At 59.1% G+C, this 21,944-nt stretch carries 19 protein-coding genes; all 19 read left to right on the top strand.

Annotation, left to right across the window (positions count from 1 at the left end; all coding sequences use genetic code 11):
* Position 1: 1 nt before the first annotated feature.
* Complete coding sequence (gene asnB / locus PROAA_RS12140; protein WP_186411591.1) at positions 2-1,843, top strand: asparagine synthase (glutamine-hydrolyzing); 1,842 nt, start codon at positions 2-4, stop codon at positions 1,841-1,843.
* Positions 1,840-2,961 carry an N-acetyl sugar amidotransferase gene (locus tag PROAA_RS12135; protein ID WP_186411590.1) on the top strand — a complete coding sequence of 374 codons (1,122 nt, stop codon included), beginning with the start codon at positions 1,840-1,842 and terminating at the stop codon, positions 2,959-2,961. Before asnB ends, PROAA_RS12135 begins: the two co-directional genes overlap by 4 nt.
* Positions 2,952-3,341 carry a hypothetical protein gene (locus PROAA_RS12130; RefSeq protein WP_222102243.1) on the top strand — a complete coding sequence of 130 codons (390 nt, stop codon included), beginning with the start codon at positions 2,952-2,954 and terminating at the stop codon, positions 3,339-3,341. Before PROAA_RS12135 ends, PROAA_RS12130 begins: the two co-directional genes overlap by 10 nt.
* The gene (locus tag PROAA_RS12125) at positions 3,338-4,159 is read left to right on the top strand and encodes a class I SAM-dependent methyltransferase (protein ID WP_186411589.1); all 822 of its coding nucleotides are present in this window, start codon (positions 3,338-3,340) and stop codon (positions 4,157-4,159) included. The genes PROAA_RS12130 and PROAA_RS12125 overlap by 4 nt, the downstream gene beginning before the upstream one ends.
* Entirely contained in the window at positions 4,156-5,271 is a 1,116-nt protein-coding gene (locus PROAA_RS12120; protein WP_186411588.1) for a class I SAM-dependent methyltransferase, read from the top strand. Before PROAA_RS12125 ends, PROAA_RS12120 begins: the two co-directional genes overlap by 4 nt.
* Positions 5,177-6,433: a sulfotransferase family protein gene (locus tag PROAA_RS12115; protein ID WP_186411587.1), complete on the top strand. Its 1,257-nt coding sequence runs from the start codon at positions 5,177-5,179 to the stop codon at positions 6,431-6,433. The genes PROAA_RS12120 and PROAA_RS12115 overlap by 95 nt, the downstream gene beginning before the upstream one ends.
* A gap of 5 nt (positions 6,434-6,438) precedes the next feature.
* Complete coding sequence (locus PROAA_RS12110) at positions 6,439-7,218, top strand: class I SAM-dependent methyltransferase (RefSeq protein ID WP_186411586.1); 780 nt, start codon at positions 6,439-6,441, stop codon at positions 7,216-7,218.
* A gap of 22 nt (positions 7,219-7,240) precedes the next feature.
* Entirely contained in the window at positions 7,241-8,089 is an 849-nt protein-coding gene (locus PROAA_RS12105; RefSeq protein WP_186411585.1) for a class I SAM-dependent methyltransferase, read from the top strand.
* A gap of 17 nt (positions 8,090-8,106) precedes the next feature.
* A complete protein-coding gene (cysC, locus tag PROAA_RS12100; protein ID WP_186411584.1) occupies positions 8,107-8,712 on the top strand; it encodes an adenylyl-sulfate kinase in 606 nt (201 codons plus the stop codon).
* Positions 8,713-8,796: 84 nt separating this feature from the next.
* Entirely contained in the window at positions 8,797-9,861 is a 1,065-nt protein-coding gene (locus tag PROAA_RS12095; protein ID WP_186411583.1) for an FkbM family methyltransferase, read from the top strand.
* Entirely contained in the window at positions 9,789-11,318 is a 1,530-nt protein-coding gene (locus tag PROAA_RS12090; RefSeq protein WP_186411582.1) for a hypothetical protein, read from the top strand. Before PROAA_RS12095 ends, PROAA_RS12090 begins: the two co-directional genes overlap by 73 nt.
* A 7-nt stretch (positions 11,319-11,325) precedes the next feature.
* Positions 11,326-12,663: a DUF4910 domain-containing protein gene (locus PROAA_RS12085; RefSeq protein ID WP_186411581.1), complete on the top strand. Its 1,338-nt coding sequence runs from the start codon at positions 11,326-11,328 to the stop codon at positions 12,661-12,663.
* Positions 12,663-13,310, top strand: coding sequence for an imidazole glycerol phosphate synthase subunit HisH (gene hisH, locus PROAA_RS12080; protein ID WP_186411580.1), 648 nt, complete (start codon positions 12,663-12,665; stop codon positions 13,308-13,310). Before PROAA_RS12085 ends, hisH begins: the two co-directional genes overlap by 1 nt.
* Positions 13,307-15,373 (top strand): N-acetyl sugar amidotransferase, encoded by a 2,067-nt coding sequence (locus PROAA_RS12075; protein WP_186411579.1) that lies wholly within the window; start codon positions 13,307-13,309, stop codon positions 15,371-15,373. Before hisH ends, PROAA_RS12075 begins: the two co-directional genes overlap by 4 nt.
* Positions 15,374-17,206 (top strand): ABC transporter ATP-binding protein, encoded by a 1,833-nt coding sequence (locus tag PROAA_RS12070; RefSeq protein WP_186411578.1) that lies wholly within the window; start codon positions 15,374-15,376, stop codon positions 17,204-17,206.
* 57 nt (positions 17,207-17,263) lie between these two features.
* Complete coding sequence (locus PROAA_RS12065; RefSeq protein ID WP_186411577.1) at positions 17,264-18,304, top strand: class I SAM-dependent methyltransferase; 1,041 nt, start codon at positions 17,264-17,266, stop codon at positions 18,302-18,304.
* A 26-nt stretch (positions 18,305-18,330) separates the two neighbouring features.
* Positions 18,331-19,260, top strand: a complete 930-nt coding sequence (locus tag PROAA_RS12060; protein WP_186411576.1) for a class I SAM-dependent methyltransferase — start codon at positions 18,331-18,333, stop codon at positions 19,258-19,260.
* Positions 19,261-19,285: 25 nt separating this feature from the next.
* Complete coding sequence (locus PROAA_RS12055) at positions 19,286-19,984, top strand: class I SAM-dependent methyltransferase (RefSeq protein WP_186411575.1); 699 nt, start codon at positions 19,286-19,288, stop codon at positions 19,982-19,984.
* A gap of 11 nt (positions 19,985-19,995) precedes the next feature.
* On the top strand, positions 19,996-21,876 hold the full coding sequence (locus PROAA_RS12050; RefSeq protein ID WP_186411574.1) for an asparagine synthetase B family protein: 1,881 nt from the start codon (positions 19,996-19,998) through the stop codon (positions 21,874-21,876).
* Positions 21,877-21,944 lie beyond the last annotated feature (68 nt).

The following is a 21,944-nucleotide window of genomic DNA, read 5'->3' as shown; positions in this document are numbered from 1 at the left end:
CATGTGCGGCATTGCCGGTTACTATGGAACGCGCGAGCTGGCGCCGGAGGCGCTGGCAAAATGTCTCGACCGCATGGGGCGTCGCGGACCGGATGGTCATGGTCAGGTCCGTCGCGTGATAGGCGGCGAGCGCAACGGCTATTTGCTGCACTCGCGTCTGCGCATCCTCGATCTCGACGATCGAGCCAACCAGCCGTTCGCACGGGGCGGCGGGCATCTCAGCTATAACGGCGAGTTGTACAACTACCTCGAGCTTCGGGCGACGCTGCAGCGGCAGGGCGAGGCATTCACCACCGAAAGCGACACCGAAGTGCTTGCCAGCGTGCTGGCGACACAAGGAGTCGCCGGGCTGGACAACTGCGAAGGCATGTGGGCTTTCGCCTGGCTCGCCGACAACGGGCTTCTGCTGTGCCGCGACCGGTTCGGCGAAAAGCCCCTGTATGTATTCGAAGACGATACCGGCGTTTATTTCGGGTCCGAACCCAAGTTCGTTTTTGCCTTGCTCGGGCGCAGTCTTCCGGTCAATCTCGATCATCTGCGTCGCTATCTGGTGAACGGCTACAAGGCTCTCTACAAGACCGGCGACACCTTCTTTTCCGGGCTGAACGAGGTACGTCCCGGCGCCCTGGTGCGTTTCGACAGGCGGGGAGCACGGCAGGATGAGCGGTACTGGCGACCCCGCTTCGATGTCACCGACGAGTCGATGACGTTCGAAGATGCCGTAGCGAGTGCCCGCGACGCACTGGTCGAATCCGTTCGTATCCGCCTGCGCGCGGATGTGCCGATTGCGTTCTGCCTGAGCGGCGGCGTCGACTCGAATGCGCTCATCGCAATCGCCAAGCGCAAGCTGGGCTTCCAGGTTCATGGCTTTACCATCATGAACACCGACGAGCGCTATGAAGAACGGGAGATGGTGGAAACGTCTGTCGCCGAACTCGGCCTGCGGCACACCACGATTCCCGTTGCCCGCCAGGATTTTCTGTCGAATCTGCGCCGCCAGATCAGCTACCACGACTCCCCGGTGTCGACCATCACCTACTACGCCCAATGGCAGTTGATGAAGGCGGTCGCCGAAGAGGGCTACAAGGTTTCCGTTAGTGGCACGGGCGCGGACGAACTGTTCAGCGGCTACTTCGACCACCAGAATTTCTACCTGCAGGCGCTCGCGGCAGACCCGGTTGCCCAGGCGCAAGCCCGTGACAACTGGCAGCGGGTAATTGCGCCCGTCGTGCGCAACCCGTTTCTGCAGGATCCGGATTGCTTCATCAAGAACCCGGCGCTGCGCGACCACATCTACCTGGATGGGGACGCCTTCTCGGGTTTTCTGTCGCCGCGCTGGAGCGAAGCGTTTGCCGAAGAGAATTACAGCCGGGTTGCCCTGCGCAACCGGATGAACAATGAACTTTTCCATGAATCGGTGCCGCCGATCCTGCACGAGGACGATCTGAACGCGATGTACTACTCGATCGAGAACCGTTCGCCGTTTCTCGATCGACGCCTGTTCGATGTCTGCCAGTCGATACCGACGCGCCATCTGATCCGCGACGCCAGGGCGAAGGCCGTGCTGCGTGAAGCCGTCCGCGGTTTGGCGCCCGACGCAGTCATAGACAATCCGCGCAAGGTGGGCTTCAATGTGCCGATCTTCGACTACCTCGATGTCGCCGATCCGCAGGTCCGCGCCCAGATTCTCGATGACGGTCCCATCTTCGAGCATGTCCGCCGTGGCCCCATCGCCGACTTGATCGACAAGCCGGACCTGCCCAACAGCCAGAGCAAGTTTCTGTTCTACTTTCTCAATGCCCGCATGTTCCTTGAGGAGTTTGGCGAAGAGGCTACCGCATGAAGTGGTGCAACAACTGCATCCTGCCGGATACCCGCCCCAACCTTCGCATCGAGGCGGACGGCCGGTGTAACGCGTGTCATGCGCACGCGACCAAGCGCGACATCGGCTGGTCCGCCCGGGAGACGGCGTTCAGCGATGTGGTCGAAACGGCCAAGACTCGCGCCACCGGCTACGATTGCCTGATTCCGGTCAGCGGCGGCAAGGACAGCACATGGCAGACCATCAAGTGCCTGGAATACGGGCTGAAGCCGCTTGCCGTGACATGGAAGACTCCGGGCCGGACCGAGATCGGCCGCCGCAACCTGGAAAACCTGATCTCGCTCGGTGTCGATCACATCGACTACCAGATCAACCCCAAGGTCGAAGCGCGCTTCATGTTGCAGACCTTCGAACGCCTCGGCTCGACCGGAATCCCAATGCATCTGGCCTTGTTCAACATCCCGTTGTCGCTGGCCGTCCGCTTTTCTATACCGCTGGTGGTCTGGGGAGAAAACTCGGCTTTCGAATACGGTTCCGCCGCCGAAGAGCACACCGGTTTCCAGTTGAATGACGCATGGCTGCGCAACTATGGCGTAACCCATGGCACCACCGCTGCCGATTGGGTTGACGCAAAGCTGACGCGCAAGGACCTGACCGCATACTTCGGCCCGTCCGAGGCGGCCTTGAGCCAGGCCGGAGTCAACGCGGTCTTTCTCGGCTACTACTTCCCGTGGGATCCGGACGTCACCAATGCCGTTGCGCGTGCCCACGGCTTTCAGGCCAATGCCGAGGGTGCCCGGGTCGGCTACTACGACTACGCGGATATCGACGATGATTTCATATCCTTGCACCACTGGCTGAAGTGGCACAAGTTCGGCTTTACGCGCACCTTCGACAACCTCTCGCTGGAGATTCGCAATGGCCGCATGACGCGGGACCAGGCGCTGGCGATCGTGCGCGCCGCGGGCGACGAAACGCCGCGCGCGGATATCGCCAGGTTCTGCGTTTTCGCCGGCATCGACGAATCGCGCTTCATGGCGATTGCCGAGACCTTTCGCAATACGGACATCTGGAAGCGCGACAGCCAGGGCCGCTGGAATATTCCGGATTTCCTGATACCGGACTGGAAATGGACATGAAGTTCGAGGAGAAGAATCCACCGCGTACCTTCGCCGTCGGCAATGCCGTCAAGTTTCCGATGAAGGACTGCGGCACCCTCCGCCTGGAACCGGACGAACAGGTGACGTTCGTCACCGAATCCGGCGGCGAATACGACGTCGCCCGCAAGGACTGGGGCTTCTATGCCACGCCATCCCTCAACGGTCGCCTGGAACAGTTCGGCCTGCGCGGGGTTCTGATCCGAAATCGCGGCACCGGGCGCTATTTCGTCCTGCTGGTCGAACGCGGACGTGAAGTCCTGTTCGACGCCTATTGCGAGCAGGAAAACCTCGCCGTGATCGCCTGGCTGGACAGCAGCGCGGCGCTGGATGGGCTAGCGGCGCGCCTGGAGGCCAAGTGAGAGTAAAGCCCACGCTGCAGTGCCCCTGCGAATCCCGGCATCTCGAGCCGGCATTTCAGTACGATGCTCCGCCGGCAGGCGAAACCGCTTTCGAGTGTGCCGAGGGGGCCTACCGGCGCGCCTATTCGCGCTGCGGCCTCTGCGGTCACTGGTTCTCCGAGAACGAGATGGATCTCGGCGGCCTGTATGGCGGCGCCTATGTCGACAATACCTACGGGGACAGGATGCGCCAGACCTTCGAGCGTATTCTGGCGCTTCCTCCCGAGCGCTCCGACAATGCGGGGCGCGTTGCCGCCGTGGTCGACTTCGCCGCCCGACACTTTCCCGTCGGCCTTGCGCCGCGAATGCTGGATGTCGGCTCCGGGCTGGGGGTTTTCCCCTGCCGCATGAAGGAAGCAGGCTGGCGCTGCACCGCTCTCGATCCCGACGAGCGCGCGGCGCGGCATGCGCGCGAAGTAATCGGCATCGAGGCCGTCCAGGGCGATTTCATGAAAATCGACCTGTCGTCGATCGGACCTTTCGACGTGGTGACGTTCAACAAGGTTCTCGAGCACGTCGAAGACCCGGTGGCGATGCTCGCCAGGGCGCAGACACTGCTGGCGCCGGAAGGCTTCGTCTATTTCGAGGTGCCTGACGGCGAGAGTGCATCTGCCGAAGGGCCGGGACGCGAAGAGTTTTTCATCGAGCACCACCATGTATTCAGCACCGCCTCCGCGGCGCTGCTTGCCGGCCGCGCGGGATTCAATCCGCTGCTCACGCAACGCTTGCGCGAGCCGAGCGGCAAATTCACCTTGCGCGTTTTCGCGACCAAATCATGACGCAATGGCACCGACATACCCCCTTCGGCGCGGACCACGGGCGCGAATGGGAGGAGCGCTGGGAGTACACCCACGGCGATGCCGTCCGCCGGATGTTCGACGTCCAGGTGCGCGCCGGCAAGCCGCTCGACGTGCTCAAATTGAAGGGCATCGATCTCGGCGAGGTGCGCGACTATGCGGGCTTCCTTGAGACTACTGCGGCCCGTCTATATGGAGCCGGGGCCAAAGTCCGGCGAATGACGCAGTGTCCACTTTGTCATGCGTCCCTCGACGGTGCAGCCGTCGAACTGGCCGTGTTCGGCGTACCCTATCTGCGCTGTGGTAGCTGCGGCCATGTAGGCGTCGGAGCGCGGCCCCGACCCGAAGTTCTGGACGAGGTTTTCGCCGAATCCGAAGCGCATTCGTCGACCTACATCGATCACAGTGCGATCGAAACCCGCATGACCCAGATCATCGCTCCCAAGCTGGACTGGTGCCTGGAGCATTTCCAGCGGCGGACCGGAAAATCGCCACGGACCGTCTTGGATGTCGGGGCAGGCGGCGGGCATTTTCTGGCCGGGGCGCAGCGCCGCGGCATGGCGGTGGAGGGGTTCGAGAAATCGCGTGCGTCGCGCGTCTTTGCCCAGGATGCCTTCGGCCTGGAGTTGCGCGAAGACGATTTCCTGTCGGCCGGTGGCGCACCGGTTGACCTCATCACCTTTTGGGGCCTGCTTGAATACGTGGCACAACCTCGCGATTTCATTGTCGCCGCGTTACGGCGGCTGAGTCCCGACGGCATGCTGATAGTCGAAGTTCCGCGTGTCGACTCGCTCGGCACGATGGTTCAGGGTATGGAGGGTGCAGTGATCGCGCGTCACATGGATCCCACGACGCACGTCAATGGCTTTACCGATGCTTCGCTATGCACTGCATTGGTCGACGAAGGATTCGTGCCCGTGGCGGCCTGGTATTTCGGCATGGATGCCTACGAAACCTGTGTTCAGGCGGCGCTCAGGGCCGACGATCCGAAGCTGTTCGATGTTCTGGCCGACTTCATCCCGGTCATCCAGCAGGCGCTGGACCGCGGGCGGCAGTGCGACGACATCATCGTCGCGGCCGTGCCGGCGGGCTGACCATATGGCCTGCAAGCCGCTGTTCATATTCGGTCTGGCGCGTTCCGGGACCAACCTGCTGGCCCGGATGCTTGATCGCCATCCGGACGTCACCGTGGCGCTCGACCCCTATCTGCCGCTGTTCCGTTCGCTGCGCAACGCACTCGTGGCATCCCGGGCTGCGAAGGAGGTCCGGCAGCGGTTTTCCTCGTCAGCGCCGTTCCAGGACTACTATTTCGACCCCGATGGAGCGGCGCTGCTCGATTTGATGCTTGCCGGAGAAGCGAACCTCCCTCTTGACCAGGACGAATTGAAGGTGCTGCGCCTGAAGGCAGGGGAACGCGCTAGCCTGGAATCCCCGACCCTCGGTGCACAAATGAGCGGACTGGCAGGCGAGGACTACGGACAACTGTTTCGCAGCGGCCTGGATCTTGTTGCTGGCTTGAAAACCGGTGTGCGCTGGGCAGGCTGCAAGGAAGTCTGGGTGATGGAGTTCGTGCCCCTGCTGGCGAGGCTTTTCCCGGAAGCGCGCTTCTTTGCTCTCGAACGTGATCCGCGGGCCATCGTGGCGTCGTTATTGGCGATGGCCGAGAAGGATCCGACCCAGGCGGCGCACGCGCCTTCCTATCTGCGCCACTGGCGCAAGCAGGTCGCGTTGACTCACCGGTTTGCCACCGATCCCTTGCTGGCCGGGCGATTTCGCAGCGTCTCCTTCGAGCAGCTCGCTACCCACCCTGAACACGAAGCCCGCCAGCTTTGTGACGCCCTCAATATCGATTTTCATCCGGAGATGCTGCGCCTGTCGGCCGATGGCTGGAGGGGAAACAGCAGCTTCGATCATGGCGGAAAGGACGTATACGCAGAAACGGTGGACCGCTGGCGAAAGGTTCTGCCGACCCGCGTCGTTCAGGCGGCAGACTATCTTTGCGGGCCGGACATGGCCCTCACCCCGTACCGCCCCACCACCTCACCCAAAGCGGATGAAGTCCTGACATACCTTGAGGAAGCCGGAATTGAGGCGGGGTCCTGGCGCAGCGACAGCGGTGACTTGCTGGTTGCTTTCGGCGGGGAAATGGTTCGTCGTATGCTGCTCGACACAGGCTGCGAGCCGGAAGAGTCCCTGGTGCGCAGATGCTTTTTGTTCAAAGATATTCTCGGCTCATTGCGCCAATATGCTGCATGAGTCGTTTGTTTTGGGAAGGCAAGAAAATGAGCAATGAATTTTCGTATCAGGACTACGTCACCGACAAGACTTTCCTCGATGAATACAACAGCTATCAGGCGAAATACGCAAAACAGATGCGCGAAAGCGACAAGGTGCTGGTTGGTTTGGTCAGCGAGATCGTTGCCAAGCACGAGCCGGAGAAGAGAAAGCTGAAGCTGCTGGATGTCGGCTGTTCGACGGGAAACCTTCTGTTGCACATGAGAAAGCTCTTCCCCCAGCTGGAACTCACCGGGGGGGACCTGGCGGAGTCTTCGTTGGATGAGTGCCGGGCCAATCCGGAACTCAACGGCGTTGCTTTCAAGATCCTGGATCTCTTGAATCTTCCCGAGAGGAACGAATACGACATCATCACGATCAACGCCGTCCTCTACATGATGGAGGACGCCCAGTTCGAAATGGCAATAAAGAACATCGCGGGTGCATTGAAGCAGGGCGGAACCATGATCGTCTTCGATTTCTTCCATCCCTATCCGCAGGACCTGCACATCACTGAAATGTCGAAAAGCCACCTTGCCGGACTACGTCTCCGATTTCGCCCCATGTCCAAGGTAGAAGCACTGCTGGTAAGTTCAGGGTTCGCTATACCGGTATTTCGTCCATTTACGCTGCCGATCGACCTACCGCCGTCCGGCGGTGAAGGCGACCTCATTACCTATACGGTGCCTGCTGCCGACGGGAAAAAATTGCCGTTTCGCGGTACCTTGTTTCAGCCTTGGTGCCATATGAGTGCTACGCGCGCGTGATGAAACCGAGCTTAGAGCTCTTTTGGCACTCATCAAGAATCGCAGGAGACACAGAATGACGATTAGCGGGAAGGACTACTGGAGCGATAAGACCGCCTCCTATCTGAGCGCGATAGAAGGGCCCTACCATGCGAATCGTCTACAGATGGTTGAGGCGTTATTGTCCGAACTCTCTCTTGCGGGCAAGAATTGCCTGGATTTCGGTTGTGGTGATGGCGTGTTCGTAGAGCGGCTTCTGGAGGATGGCGCAACGGTTTCGGGGGTTGATGTGGATTCAGCGATGATTCACGCCGCTCAGTCCAGACTGCTGGGGCGCTGGAAAGATACCAAGCTAGCGTGTGGCGGTGTCGAACACCTGTCTGAACTTCCCGGCAATTCCTTCGATTGCTTGTTTGCGTTAAACGTCCTTGCGTATCTGAACCCCAAGGAAGAGGCGACGTTTTATCAACAGGCGCAGCGATTGTTAAGGGAAGGAGGCGCGCTCGTTGTCACCCATTCCAACGAATTGTTTGACATGTTCACTCTGAATCGGTACACGGCGAATTTTTTTGGCAAACACTTTTCGATAGCTGCGGAGGAGTGCAACGTTCGGGATCTTCTTGTTCATCCTGATGTGCCGGATCGGTATGTCTTCGGGGTTCGCGAGAACCCCCTCGCTTACAGGTACAAGTTGAAGAGCTATGGCTTCAGCGAGACACGCCAAGAATTTGCAATCCTGCATTCACTCCCACCGCTCCTGACTCCGTCAATCGATTTCGACGATATTGACAGCCGAAAGTACCCGGAGACTGTGGGGTGGCCGGAAGCTCAGCGCTGGAAGCTGATGTTCATGTGCAGCGTATTCGGCTCAATCAGTAGCCGGAAAAATTGAAGTCGAATTGGCGAGAAATGCGATCCAAGAACATTCAATTCACCGAGCACAAGGTATCACTTGAGGACCGGTGGATGGCGCATGGCCATCGCAGTGGAATACTCTGGCTCACTGGTCTGTCTGCGTCTGGAAAGACGACGCTGGCATTCGAGCTGGACCGGCTTCTGTTTCAGAAAGGCTGGCGCACGTTCGTTCTCGACGGAGACAACGTTCGTCACGGACTGTGTGCCGATCTGGGATTTTCGCCCGCGGATCGCGCGGAGAATATCCGCCGTATCGGCGAGGTCGCCAAGCTCTTTGCGCAATCGGGTTGCCTTGTGATTACGGCCTTCATCTCGCCATATCGCGCCGACCGCGACCGTGTGCGCGCGATTGCCGGCGAACTGTTTCACGAAGTCCACGTTGCGACGTCGCTCGAGGTTTGTGAGGCTCGCGATCCCAAAGGGCTCTACGGTAAGGCGAGGCGAGGCGAAATTGAAGCGTTCACCGGAATTAGCGCTCCGTACGAAGCACCCCTCAAGCCTGAACTTGTTCTCGAAACGTCGGCGACAGACATCGAGCGAAGCGTGCAGAGTTTGCTCGGCTACGTGGGTACTCACTTCACCCTCGACCAAAAAGCATAGGCAATGGAATGGCCTTGGCGGGAAGGCGCTTTCCAAGGTATCGGTTGGTGGTACGACAGCAACGTGCTTGAGGAGAGCTAGGTAATGGCTGTATTCGGACGTAGAACGAGCTTGGGTCGAACGATTGGCGAAATCGTTGCAACACCACTTCAGGAGGCGAAAGTGTCGCCTTTGGTGGTCGACGTCGGCGCCCGCAACGGCATGTTCCTTCTTCCATCAGCCTATTCTGCGATGGCCACGCTCGTGGGGTTCGAACCGAATCCGGACGAGTATCGGAAGCTCGCCAAGGGCGAGACCGATATGCATTCGTGGGCAGCGAAGAACAATTGCGATATCCCGAAGTTCCGGGAGCAGCGCTACTTCGACTGCGCAGTATGGGATCGCGAGTGTTCACAGACCCTCTACATCACACAGGGGCCCGGTGCCTGTACCCTGATGGGGCCAACGTTGTCGCTTATGAAAAGCACCTATTTCCTCTATCCATGGGGTGACCCTCGGCGGCGCCAGAGTGTTTATGACCTTCACACCCGCGTTGTCGAAGAAAGTGAAATCCGTTGCAAGCCTCTGGACGCATTGTTTGGAGCCAATGAAAAGATCGACTTCCTGAAGGTTGACGTAGAAGGCGGAGAGCTCAAGGTCTTCAAGGGAGCACAAGCCCTGTTTGAAGGAGGTCAGATTCTGTTTGTCCAGGCAGAGTTCCAAGCTTTTCCCTATTATCAGGATCATGCCGTTTTTGGGGATCAGCATGCGTTCCTTTCAAGAAATGGAATGCGTTTGATCGACCTTAACCTCGAACATTCTCGTTATCGCCGTGGTGACATTGACGTTCCGGACGAGTGCAGTCGTCTGCCGTTGTTCTCAGGCGATGCGCTTTTCGTAATTGATCCCGACAGGAATGATTTGAGTCCCATGGATCGTCAGCGGGTGGCCTTGGTGTTGCTGGCCTTTGGATTCAATTCCCTCGCACTTAGTCTTCTTGTCGAAGCTCGTTTATTAACCGATGGTGAACTGGCCGCAATTAGTAAGGCGATCACGTCGAGTCCGGACAAATCACCAAAGCGTAGATTGTTGGACGCATGGAATCGAGTTCCGGTCGCCGCGTACGAAACATTCACCAAGCTGAAACGCCGGCTGAGATCGCGCGGTTGACTCCGTTGTCGGTTTTGTTCGTATTTACCGCGGAATCCTACCATCGGGAGGCGGCACCGGTGGTCGAGGAGTTCGTTCGTAAGGGGGCTGTCGTAACGGTCCTGCTGGGATTTCACTCCAATCACACTGAACCCATCGTCGAGGCTTGTCGAAGACAAGGCATCACCGTGGAGACGGTTCCGGTAGAGGCTGGGTACGGAGCGCCGGAGACCTCGGTCGTTCCAGCGGCTCCGAATGGGGCAACGAAGCCTACTGCAGGTAAGTCATCGACGAAGTCAACCATTCTTCGGGTTTGGATACGGAAAACAGGGCTCGCACGATTGCTCAGTTTACCCATACATCTCATGAAGTGCCTGACCAAGCGCCGCGTTGCAAAAGCCATTCTCACAAGACACCAGCCTGACGCCGTGATTATGGGGTCCTACCATAGCTCGGGGCAAATCGACAACGCAATGACGCGTGCGTGCATTCGACAATCAGTCCCGATGTATTGCATTCCGAACTCGCCGTATCTCGGGACGCTAGCGCTACGGGTTGCCCGCTTGAACCACCTCGAGCAAGGTATGGCGTCCGAGGTGATCCGCGTCCGATACGACCCGATCAACCGTATTCTCGCGTGGCTTTTTCCGTCGTGGACCAGTGTTATTCCGGACGGTAACAGGGTTTTCTATTGGGATCCCCTGACGATGCTGGCAGCGACCCTGACTGGCTTGCAAATGAACCGTTTGTGGTTGAAGCCATCGCTCGATTTCAGAAAGGTGTTCGTCCATTCCGAGTATTCGCGCGAACTGTTGTTGCGCGACGGCTATCCAGCGGATCGGATTGTGGTTAGTGGTCCGCCGCTCCTTGATGCCGTAGTGGCCAAGATTGGCGATCCAGCGAAAGAGAAACTATTGTTCTCGCATGTCAATCTTCCGGTCGGATCACCATTCATTCTGTTCAATGTTGAACCATCGGCCGAACACAAATATTGCGATTGGAATCGGCACTGGCGACAGTTCCATGAACTTATGGCGTCACTCGTTGAGTACGTGGAATCTGGTTTGCCGGTAGTTTTGTCGCTGCATCCGTTATGTCGCCTGGAAGACTACCGATTCGCGGAAGAGCAATACGGGGTAGTTATCTGTACAGATTTTCGCATCCACGATCTGTATCCTTACTGCTCAATCAGCATTTCATTTCCGTGTTCAACAAATCTGCTCGCACTGACCTTCAAGAAACCTCTCATCATCTATGATCATTTTAGAATATTGAGTCGGGATGAGGAGAGCAAGATTCTCAACAGCATTCCGAGAGCACTTCTCGCTCAGTCTGCATCCGAAATTCCTGGGTACGTCAGGGAGCTGCGCAAGACGTTGACAGCGTCAGGCGTTCGGATGCAAGGGGGTTCGATAGGCCGCCGAGCGACGGAAATAATAGTTTCATCTATTCAGTCCGATGTTCAGGTGCCGATGTGAGGCGAGAATGATCCAGCTAGTTGAGGAGTTGTGCGAATTTGCCACAGGCGTGGTTGCCGATGGAAACGCGCCGCTTTTCGAGCGCATCGGCCGGGAACTGCCCTTGCAGATGTTCCGCTTTGCCTCGGGCGATGCCTATAACGGCTGGCAAGTACCGGACAACTGGCGGGTCAGGCGCGCCAAGCTTTATAGGGATGGCGTAGAGGTTTTCGACGGCATGGCCAACACGCTGGGCGTTGGTTACTACTCGAAATCGTTCTCCGGCGAACTCTCCTGGGATGAACTACGCCCGCGTTTGGTGACCAACCCCAACCAGCCCGAGGCCTACATGTTCCACTGCGTCTGGCAGTACCGGCCGTGGGACGCCGATTGGGTGTTCTCGATGCCATACCGGGTCTTCATGGATCTCGGGCCCGGCCGCTACCGCGTCGATCTGGAAACGGAATACGAGCCGGGCGAAATGCTGGTTGCCCATGCGGAGATCAAGGGGCGCAGCGACAAGATTGTCGTGTTCAATTCCAACACTTGCCATCCGCACATGGCCAACGACGGTTTCGCCGGCACGGCCGTGTTGATCCGGTTGATGCAGTGGCTGGCAACGCGCGACAACCATTACACCTACCGCCTTGTGCTCGGGCCCGAGCACTTGGGAAGCGTGTTCTATCTTCGCGATCTGCCGGCGGGTGAGGTTGCGCGCATGGTCTGCGGCGTCTTCGAGGAAATGCCTGGCACCGGCGGGGCCGTGAAGGCAACCAGTACGTTCAACGGCGGGCACAAGCTGGACTTCGCTTTCGCCAATGCCCTGAAGCACCATGCGCGGGAACACGCCCTGGTACCTTGGCGCATGGGGGCTGGCAACGATGAGACCGTGTGGGAGGCTCCAGGCTACGAAGTTCCATTTGTCGAAGTGACGCGTTGCGAGGATCAGTTCGCTCCCTATCCCGAGTACCATTCCAGCCTCGACAAGCCGGAACTGATGATTCCCGGGCAGTTGGATGAGATGCTGGAGGTCTTGCGGCAGGTGGTCTTGACGCTGGAAGGCGATGCCACCGTGCAGCGAACCTTCAACGGCCTGATCTGCCTTTCCAATCCGGCTTATGACCTGTACATGGAACGCCCCGATCCGACGGTGACCAAGGATCTCGACGCCGATGCGGAGAAATGGGGTCACTTGCTAGACTGCCTGTTCCGGTACATGGACGGAAAAATGACCATTCTCGACATCGCCGAACGTCATGACCTGCCTTTCGAAAGACTGCTGCGCTACCTGCGCCGCTACGAAGAGAAGGGCTTGGTGCGCCTGACGTTCTCCGAGTGCACCCGAACCGAAGCCGTACGCGTGTGATGAACAAACCGCGGCCCATACTGAGCATCATCGACATCGGAATCAGCAACATCGGGTCCGTGGTCCGGGCTTTCCAGCATCTTGGGGTTCAACCGGACCTCGTTGCCGATGCGGCTGCGGTGGAAGGTGCACGGGCGATCGTCCTGCCGGGCGTCGGCGCATTCGGTGACGGCATGGCTGCACTCAGGGACAAAGGACTGGTGGAACCGCTGCGCGAAGCGGCGCGGGCCGGCAAGCCGATTCTTGGCCTTTGCCTTGGTATGCAATTGCTGGCCGACTCAAGCGAGGAATATGGCAGCCACAAGGGGCTGGGGATCATTCCGGGCGCGGTGGTTAGGCTCAAGCCGGGTGTCGGCGAGCGGGTTCCGAACATCGGCTGGTGCGATGTCGTGCCCCACGACGGCACGCGCCTGTTCCGCGATTTTGCCGCGAGCACGCCGCTCTATTTTGTCCATGGCTACCACATGATCTGCGCGAATCCCGGCCACGTTGCCGCGACCATGTCGTTCGGCGGCGGACAAGCGACGGTTGCGGTGGAACACGGTAATGTGTTCGGCATCCAGTGTCATCCGGAAAAAAGCCAGGACGCCGGGCTGGGCATACTCGACGCCTTTGTATCCATCGCAACGGAACACACCGCATCATGAACCGGCCACGCCTCATACCCTGCCTCCTGCTGAAGAACGGGGTCATCGTGCGCAGCCAGTTGTTCAAAGTGCATCAGGTGATCGGCAACCCGATGAGCACCGTGGAGCGTTACTCGCACTGGAATGTGGACGAGCTTGTCATACTTGATATCAGGGCCGGCGATGCGGGGCATGACCTTCGTCGCGACGACATTCAGCAGCGCTACGAGGGTGATACCGTGCTCGACGTCTTGCGCGAGGTGGCGAAGGTCTGCTTCATGCCCCTGACCTTCGGCGGCGGCATTCGCAGCATCGATGACATCGGCGCCCGGCTCGCGGCAGGCGCCGACAAGGTTACGATCAATACCGCGGTCATCGACGATCCGTCATTCGTTTCGCGCGCGGCGGAGCGTTTCGGCAGTCAGTGCATTGTCGTTTCCATTGATGCCCGCGAGGATGGTAGCGGCGCTTACGAGGTTATGGCCGACGGCGGCAAGCGCCCGACGGGCATGACGCCGGCCGACTGGGCCCGCCGCGTCGAAGAGCTCGGTGCCGGCGAGATCTTTCTCAATTCCATCGACCGCGATGGCTCGGGAATGGGGTACGACCTCGACCTCGTCCGCTCGGTGACTGGCGCGGTGACCATACCGGTCATCGTCTGCGGTGGGGTCGGGCAATACGAGCACTTTGCCCCGGGGGTTCTCGACGGCGGCGCGAGTGCGATTTCGGCGGCGAATATCTTCCACTTCTTCGAGCTCAGCTACCCGCACGCAAAGCAGGCCTGCATCGACGCGGGGGTGGCCCTCCGTCCGGTCGGCCTCGGCAGCCGCTACCTCGTGCGCGTGCCGGAGTACGACATCGAGCGCGAGATCGCCCGCCATAGCGAGCGGCTTCGCCAGGCACGCGATGGCGACTACGTCGCGGCAAGGCCCGAGAGCGCGGGACGTCGTCACCACATCCGCTGGTGCACCAGTTGCGTCTACCCGTCCATCAGCGCTGCGCCGATGGAATTCAACGACGCGGGCGAATGTACCGGTTGCCAGATGGCCAAGGTGAAGGCGACGATCCCCAGCTCCGAATGGGACCGGCGCAGGGAGCTGCTGCGGGAGATCGTCGATCGCTACCGCAGCCGGGATGGTGCGCGCCACGATTGCGTCATCGCCGTGTCCGGCGGCAAGGACAGCTATTTTCAGACCCATGTCCTCAAGCATGAGCTCGGCCTGAACCCGCTGCTGGTGACCTACAACGGCAACAACTGGACGCCGGTCGGATGGCGCAACATGCTGCGCATGAAGGAAGTCTTCGATTGTGACCATCTGATCGTGCAACCTGCAGTAAAGAATCTGGTAAAGCTCAACCGGCTGGCCTTCGAAATCATGGGGGACATGAATTGGCATGCCCATGTGGGGATCATGACTGCACCGGTTCGCGTGGCCGCACAGTATGGCATTCCATTGGTCTTCTATGGCGAGCACGGTTACCTGGACCTGTGCGGCCAGTTCTCGATGGACGACTTCCCCGAGATCAGTTACCGCGATCGGCTCGAACACTTTGCCCGCGGCTACGAGTGGAACTATTTTGTCGGCCGCGAAGGACTGACGAGTGCCGACATGATTCCCTGGAAGTATCCCGGCGACGAGGCACTGTTCGACCTGGGATTGCGCGGAATCTTTCTCGGAAACTATGTTTACTGGGAAGGCAATGAACACACGAAGATGGTGATCGACCGCTACGGCTTTGAGGTGAATAACGAGCCGTTCGATCGCACCTATCGGACAATGTCCAACTTGGACGACATGCACGAGAACGGAGTGCATGACTACCTGAAGTACGTGAAATTCGGGTACGGACGCGCCACCGACCATGCATGCAAGGACATTCGCGCCGAACTCATGACCCGCGGAAAAGCCGTTGAAGTCGTCAACCACTACGATCCCATCAAGCCACGCGACCTGAAGCGATGGCTCGAGTACGTCGGAATGACGGAAGACGAGTTCGACCGGATCGCGGACACCTTCAGGGATCCGCGAGTGTGGCGCATGGAGAACGGTACCTGGAAGCGGGATGTGCTGGATGCAAATTGAATGCTGAATCACATCAAGGGTTCCCTGGCGCTTGCGAACGAACGCGAAAAGTTCTTGCTGCTGGTGTTGTTCGTCGTCAATCTGGCCGGTGCGATCCTCGAGGCCGGCGGTGTCGGCCTCGTCTATGTGTTCCTCAAGGCGGTATTGGAGCCGGAAACCTTGGGTGGCCTGGAACTGTTTCAAAAACTCCACGGCTGGATGGCGATCGAGGAGCGCCACGTGTTCTTCGCTGTCATGACCTTGTTCGTCATGGCGGTTTTTTTGGTACGGATCGCCATTCAGTTCGTCGGCACCTGGATGACGCTCTGGATGCGCAAGAAGCTCCAGACGCGAGTGGCCGGTGTGCTTTTTTCCGGCTACATGCGTGTGCCCTACGTTCGCCACCTTTCATCGAAGTCCTCGCAATTGATGAACAACGTGACGGCCAATGCCGGCGCCGCCGTTGCACAATGCACGATGGGCCTGGTGGAGATCGGGAGTTCGGTGATTCTGGCCGCTGTGTTCGTCGTCACGCTTCTGGCGGTAAAACCCATTGAAACACTGGTTGCGGTGATCGTTATTGCGGCCCTGGCGATCATTTACTGGCACGTGATGCACGAGCGATTGGTCCTCTGGGGCCGGCGCATGATGCGTGCGAACGAGGGGGTCTATGCCGCCGTCGGCGAAACGGCTGCCGCAATCAAGACGATCAAAGTCAACGGGGTCGAAAAGGCATTCGAAGAAAGATTTGGTGCGCTTGTCGAGGAGCAGATGAGCCTGACAATCAAGAACGGCCTTGCGCAACAGACTCCGCGCCTGATCTTGGAGTCGGTGATCGTTGTCGGCGTATTCGGGACCATGTTCAGCGTCTTTGTCGTCGGAGAAACAGTTCAGTCGATCATCCCGACGATGGCCTTATTCGGCATTGCCGCGTTGCGCATGGCGCCGGCTTTTGTCCGCATCATCGCCGCGCTGCAGTTGTATCGAAACTCCACTCCGTGCCTTGAGGCGATACTGCCGGATTATCGTGAATTCGAAACTGAACACCGGAAGAGCCTGGATGACGGCAAGCCGCCTCCGACGAGACGGCTTGCGCTTGAGCGGTCAATCACGCTCGAGAATGTGGTTTTCCGGTACGCGGGCACCGACTCGCCCGCCCTCAATGGGGTCGATATCGAGATTTCCAGCGGGCATCTCGTTGGCTTTGCGGGCTCTTCCGGATCAGGGAAGTCGACAACGGTCGACGTTCTCCTGGGCTTGCTGGAACCCGCGGGTGGCCGCGTCCTGATTGACGGGGAGCCCCGCATGCCCGCCGGCAAGCCCGGGCAAGCGGGCTTCTTCGCTTACGTTCCCCAGGAGCCATTGATTCTCGACGACACCATCCGCAGCAACGTCGCTTTCGGGATGAAGCCGGAGTCAATAGATGACGACAAGGTGTATGACGCACTGAAAGGCGCAGCGCTCTACGACAAGGTGATTGGCTTGCCCGGGCGGCTGAATTCAACCATGGGAGAACGGGGTAATGCATTTTCGGGCGGGGAACGCCAGCGCCTGGGCATCGCCCGCGCACTCTATCTCGATGCTCCAGTGATAATTCTCGACGAGCCGACAGCCTCTCTGGACGCAACGACGGAACACGAGGTTACCGAGGCAATCCAGAAACTTCGCGGCAGCAAGACGATTGTCGTCATTGCGCACCGGCTAAGTTCGATCTTTCACTGCGATACAATATATTTCTTTGAGGATGGAAAAGTTGCCGGGCAGGGCAGCTTCAACGAACTGACAAGCGATCTGCCTGCATTTCGCAAGATGGTTGAGCATCTCCGGTGTGGTGACGCGGTCGCCGTGCAATGACATCCAACTCCCCGAGGGCACAGCTATTCTGCCATCTTTGAATACTATCCTTGAACAATGACCGATCAAGTTTCCGTTACCGTGTCCGAGGCTGCGCTCGGCCAGCCGCTGAGTGAGTCTGAGCTCTGTCCGGATGATCTGCTGAAGGAGCAGGAGGCTGCATTCGAGCGGGACATCGCCAGAATGCATGCGCGTGCCGTAGAGTTCGTGGCAGTGCCCTGTCCGGCCTGTAGCGGGACCACGTACGCTCCGGCGTTCGAGAAATACGGCTTCACCTTCTGCCTCTGCCAGTCCTGCCGGACGATCTACATGTCGCCACGCCCGTCTGAGGCGGTCATGGGCGATTACTATGCCAATTCGGAGAATTACGCCTATTGGGCAAAGCATATTTTTCCGGCGTCCGAACAGAGCCGGCGCGAGAAGATCCACAAGCCCTGGCTCAAGAGAGTGCTCGACTACTGCGAGGAATTCCATATTCCGCGCGGCATGCTCCTGGAGGTGGGCCCCGGCTTTGGGACTTTCGCCTCGGTGGCCACGGAATCACGGGCCTTTGCCCGTGTGGTGGCCGTCGAACCCACGCCCGAATTGGTTCAGGCATGCCGGGATCGTGGCGTTGAGGTAATCGAGAAACGGATCGAGGATCTTGGGGGTGATTGCAAGGATGCGGATGTGGTGGTCGCCTTCGAGGTGGTCGAGCATCTGTTCGAGCCGCGTTGTTTCCTGGAGGGCATCAAGCCGATAATGGCCCCCGGCGGACTTCTGGTATTGTCCTGTCCGAATGGCCAGGGTTTTGACATTGCCATGCTCGGAGCCGGCGCCTTGGCCGTTGATGCAGAGCACGTCAATCTGTTCAATCCCGGGTCGCTTGCTCGCCTGTTGACCGACAGTGGTTTCGAGGTTCTCAAGGTACTGACGCCGGGCCGGTTGGACGCGGAATTCGTGCGCGAGGCGGCATTGCAGGGGAAGATCGATCTCGATCCGTTCCTGCACCGTGTGCTTGTTGACCAATGGGATGAGCACGGCTGGCCTTTTCAGCAGTTCCTTGCTCAACAGGGACTGTCCTCACACATGTGGCTGGTGGCCAGGTTGCCGTCCTGACGCCAATGACAGGATCGACTCCGGACATGAACGTGAAACCGACATCGTCTGATCGCGAGCGCGTGGAGCAGGCCGTGCGCAACTGCTATTCGACGTGGGGCGAACGTTACTACGACGAGTACTACAAGTCAGATGCGGCCTATCCGCCTGTCCACACCGATATCGTGCGCACACTGCTGCAGAACGCCGGCGCACGTACCCTGCTCGATGCGGGATGCGGGCCGGCGTCGATGCTGCGTGACCTGGTCGACCTCGGACTGAATCTTTACGGTTTCGATCTCACGCCCGAAATGATTACCGAGGCGCGGCGGGTTCTGTCTGTCCATGGCATTGCTTCGGATCGGATCTGGACGGGTAGTGTGTTGGAACGGAGCTCCTTTCTCGGCGCGCCTGACGGGCAGAAGGACTACGACGCCGGCATTTGCTTCGGCGTCTTGCCCCATGTGCGGGATGGCAGCGATGCCACGGTTATCGGCAACTTCATGACTGTCGTGCGCCCCGGCGGGCTCGTTGCGATCGAGGCACGAAACGAGCTGTTCTCCCTGTTTACCCTCAATCGCTATAGCAGCGGCCTGTTCAAGAACCGTCTGATCGATTCCGATGGACTGCTTGCTGCTGCCGGTGATGAGCGGGACGCGCTCGAACGGGCGCTTGACGATCTCGACAAGCGATTCAGGATGGATCTGCCACCGGTACGCAAAGGCTATGCCGAGGAACCCGGCTACGACGAAGTTCTGTCGCGGACCCACAATCCCTTCGAGATGCGCGCACTTGCCGAGTCTCTGGGGCTGGTCGATGTCCGGGTCCTGTTCTATCATTTTCATGCCCTGCCGCCCATGTTCGAAAGCGCGGTTCCGAAGCTGTTCCGCCGAGCCAGCATTGCCATGGAGGATCCCGAGGACTGGCGCGGCCATTTCCTTGCATCGGCTTTCATCCTGGTAGGTCGGGTACAGTGATGACTCGTTTTGTCGGGGCGGCCGCATGAAGGCGGAGCTCAACAACCGCGGTTTCGAAGGCCACAACATCTGGCGGCACAGCGTCATCGTTCGCGAGCTTTACCGGAAGCGCGCGAGATGCGAGGCCGAGGAGATGACGTGCGCCGCCCAAGCCGCCGAGCTTCTGACGCCGTTTTTCCGTCCGGGCGACAGTGTTCTCGATGCGGGATGTGGTAGTGGCTATTTTTTTCACTCACTCGCGGCGAGGGGTCTTGACGCCGAATATCACGGTTTCGACGCGACAGCCGAATTGATCGAAGTCGGGCAGAACGAGTTGCCGGCTTTCGGTCTTCCAGTCGACCGGCTGCGTGTTTGCCGGCTCGAGGACTTTCAGGGCGCAGCAGACCATGTTCTGTGCATGAATGTCTTGTCGAATATCGACAATTTCCACCGACCGCTGGAACGCCTGCTGCTGGCGGCGCGCAAGACCCTCATATTGCGCGAGTCCATCGCCGATGTTGGGAATTGCCGCTACGTGGTCGATGAATACCTTGATCCCGGGGTGCGGCTAAAGGTTCACGTGAATACCTATGCACGACGGGAGATCATGCCTTTCATAGAAAGCTATGGCTTCGAGGTAGAGGAAGTCGTCGACCGTCGCGCGATGGGGACGACCGAGATGGTGATCGGCTATCCTCATGCCTGGACTTTTCTGCGGGCTGTCCGCGCCGCACCCTCTTTGTAGATATTGCCAAAATGTCCCGAATATCAGGTCTTGTTTCTCCCTTTGACGTGGCCACCGTGCCGGCCAAGGTCAAATCCATGCTGGAGGTTGTTCCAGGATCCATGGTCAGCTGCACGAATGGCGGCAAGGGCGCGCTCGGCTGGAAGGGGTACCGGACGGGTACGGGCGGGGCAGGAACGCACGAGGGCCTGCAAGTTGCGATCGATGGACGAATTCTGAATGCTCGCGAGCTCCGCACGGACATCGGTGACGTGCCGGATGGCGATCTTGCCTTGCTCGCAGCGCTCTACCGTCGCCATGGATTCGAGGGGATGCTCGAGCGGCTCATCGGGGATTTCGCCGTGGCCGTTTACGAGCCCAACGATGGTGTCGTGTCGCTGGGACGCGACCGCTTCGGCGTCAAACCGCTCTATTACTCAGAGCTTTCGGGCGGTGGTTTTGCATTCTCATCTCAGCCGCGCGCGCTATTGGCACTCGGTCTTCGGACTGACATCAACCGCGGTTTCGCTGCCCGTTTCGTTGGCCTGCACTATCGAACCTTCGACAATGCCCCGGAGGAGTCTCCGTACGCAAACATCCGGCAGTTGCCTGCAGCGCATTGGGGTCGCTTGGCGCCTGGAGGCGCTTGGCGGTGCCGGCCATATTGGATGCTGACACCGCAGCCGGACTGGACTGACGGCGAAGAATCCCTGGCCGAGCGCTACCGGGAATTGCTCATGAAGTCGGTTTCCCGCCGAGTGAATGCGGTCGAGCGACCGGCGTTTACTTTGTCCGGCGGCCTGGATTCTTCCTCGGTCCTGTGCTGCAGCAGCGTGGTTCAGAACCGAAGGCAGGTGGCGTTCTCCAGTGTGTATGTGGATCCTACTTACGATGAGCGTGAAGAGATCAAGGATGTGGTAGTCGAACGGGTGTCCGAATGGGTGCCTGTCGAACTCGACGATGAAATAGACATCTTTGCAATCGTGTCCGATATGGTCAGGGTGCATGACGAACCGGTGGCAACGGCGACGTGGTTGTCCCACCATCTCCTGAGCAGGGTCGTTGCGGAACGCGGGTATACGGCGTTGTTCGGTGGGCTCGGTGGCGATGAACTCAATGCCGGCGAGTACGAATATTTTCCGATGTATTTCGCGGACCTCAGGGTGCGCGGGCAGGAGGAACTCCTGGCACGGGAAGTCGATGCATGGGCGCGCCATCACGACCACCCGATTCATCGCAAGAATCGCCAGGTGGCCGAGCAAATGATGGCCGGCATGGTCGATCTTCAGAAGCCTGGCCGGTGCCTGCCGAACCTGGAACGTATGCTGCGCTACGCCGATGCAGTTCGAGAAGACTATTTCGACCTGGGCAAATTCGCTCCGGTTATGGATACTCCGTTTTCCAGCTACCTCAAGAACCGAACCTATCAGGACATGCTGCGCGAGACCCTGCCTTGCTGCCTGCGCGCCGAAGATCGTCAATGCACAGCAGTGGGGCTTGAGCACTTCGACCCGTTTCTCGATCATGAGCTGGTGGAGTTCATGTTCAGGGTGCCTGGCTCGCTGCAGATTCGAGACGGCGTTACGAAACAGCTCCTCCGCACGGCGATGCGCGGCGTATTGCCGGAGCCCACTCGAGCACGGATAAAGAAGACCGGGTGGAATGCGCCGGCACATCGTTGGTTCGGTGGACCGGTGCTGTCGGCGTTGAGGGACATGGTTGCATCCCAGCGATTCAGGAATCACGGCGTGTTTGATCCTGCCCGGGTACTGGCTTTGATCGACGATCATGTCCGCATTGTCGGAAGCGGGACGAATCAGGAAAACCACATGATGTTTCTGTGGCAAGTGTTGAACGTAAGTTTGTGGCTGGATGGTGTGCATGCGACCCCCAAGAGCGTCGAGAGCGCTTGATTATGGTTTTCTTACCCAAGGAAGCAGCTTGCAGCGGGTACAAACCGGATTGCTCGAAAGACTGACCA

The organism is Candidatus Propionivibrio aalborgensis, assembly GCF_900089945.1.
GTDB lineage: Bacteria > Pseudomonadota > Gammaproteobacteria > Burkholderiales > Rhodocyclaceae > Propionivibrio > Propionivibrio aalborgensis.
Note: the sequence above shows the minus strand (reverse complement) of the source record. Positions and strands in the feature narration are given on the sequence as shown.

What these genes read in the sequence shown, in the direction of transcription:
- asnB (WP_186411591.1), top strand. Translation starts at nt 2, where the DNA reads ATGTGCGGCATTGCCGGTTACTATGGAACGCGCGAGCTGGCGCCGGAG.
- PROAA_RS12135 (WP_186411590.1), top strand. Translation starts at nt 1,840, where the DNA reads ATGAAGTGGTGCAACAACTGCATCCTGCCGGATACCCGCCCCAACCTT.
- PROAA_RS12130 (WP_222102243.1), top strand. Translation starts at nt 2,952, where the DNA reads ATGGACATGAAGTTCGAGGAGAAGAATCCACCGCGTACCTTCGCCGTC.
- PROAA_RS12120 (WP_186411588.1), top strand. Translation starts at nt 4,156, where the DNA reads ATGACGCAATGGCACCGACATACCCCCTTCGGCGCGGACCACGGGCGC.
- PROAA_RS12115 (WP_186411587.1), top strand. Translation starts at nt 5,177, where the DNA reads ATGTTCTGGCCGACTTCATCCCGGTCATCCAGCAGGCGCTGGACCGCG.
- cysC (WP_186411584.1), top strand. Translation starts at nt 8,107, where the DNA reads ATGCGATCCAAGAACATTCAATTCACCGAGCACAAGGTATCACTTGAG.
- PROAA_RS12095 (WP_186411583.1), top strand. Translation starts at nt 8,797, where the DNA reads ATGGCTGTATTCGGACGTAGAACGAGCTTGGGTCGAACGATTGGCGAA.
- PROAA_RS12090 (WP_186411582.1), top strand. Translation starts at nt 9,789, where the DNA reads ATGGAATCGAGTTCCGGTCGCCGCGTACGAAACATTCACCAAGCTGAA.
- PROAA_RS12085 (WP_186411581.1), top strand. Translation starts at nt 11,326, where the DNA reads ATGATCCAGCTAGTTGAGGAGTTGTGCGAATTTGCCACAGGCGTGGTT.
- hisH (WP_186411580.1), top strand. Translation starts at nt 12,663, where the DNA reads ATGAACAAACCGCGGCCCATACTGAGCATCATCGACATCGGAATCAGC.
- PROAA_RS12075 (WP_186411579.1), top strand. Translation starts at nt 13,307, where the DNA reads ATGAACCGGCCACGCCTCATACCCTGCCTCCTGCTGAAGAACGGGGTC.
- PROAA_RS12070 (WP_186411578.1), top strand. Translation starts at nt 15,374, where the DNA reads ATGCTGAATCACATCAAGGGTTCCCTGGCGCTTGCGAACGAACGCGAA.
- PROAA_RS12065 (WP_186411577.1), top strand. Translation starts at nt 17,264, where the DNA reads ATGACCGATCAAGTTTCCGTTACCGTGTCCGAGGCTGCGCTCGGCCAG.
- PROAA_RS12060 (WP_186411576.1), top strand. Translation starts at nt 18,331, where the DNA reads ATGAACGTGAAACCGACATCGTCTGATCGCGAGCGCGTGGAGCAGGCC.
- PROAA_RS12055 (WP_186411575.1), top strand. Translation starts at nt 19,286, where the DNA reads ATGAAGGCGGAGCTCAACAACCGCGGTTTCGAAGGCCACAACATCTGG.
- PROAA_RS12050 (WP_186411574.1), top strand. Translation starts at nt 19,996, where the DNA reads ATGTCCCGAATATCAGGTCTTGTTTCTCCCTTTGACGTGGCCACCGTG.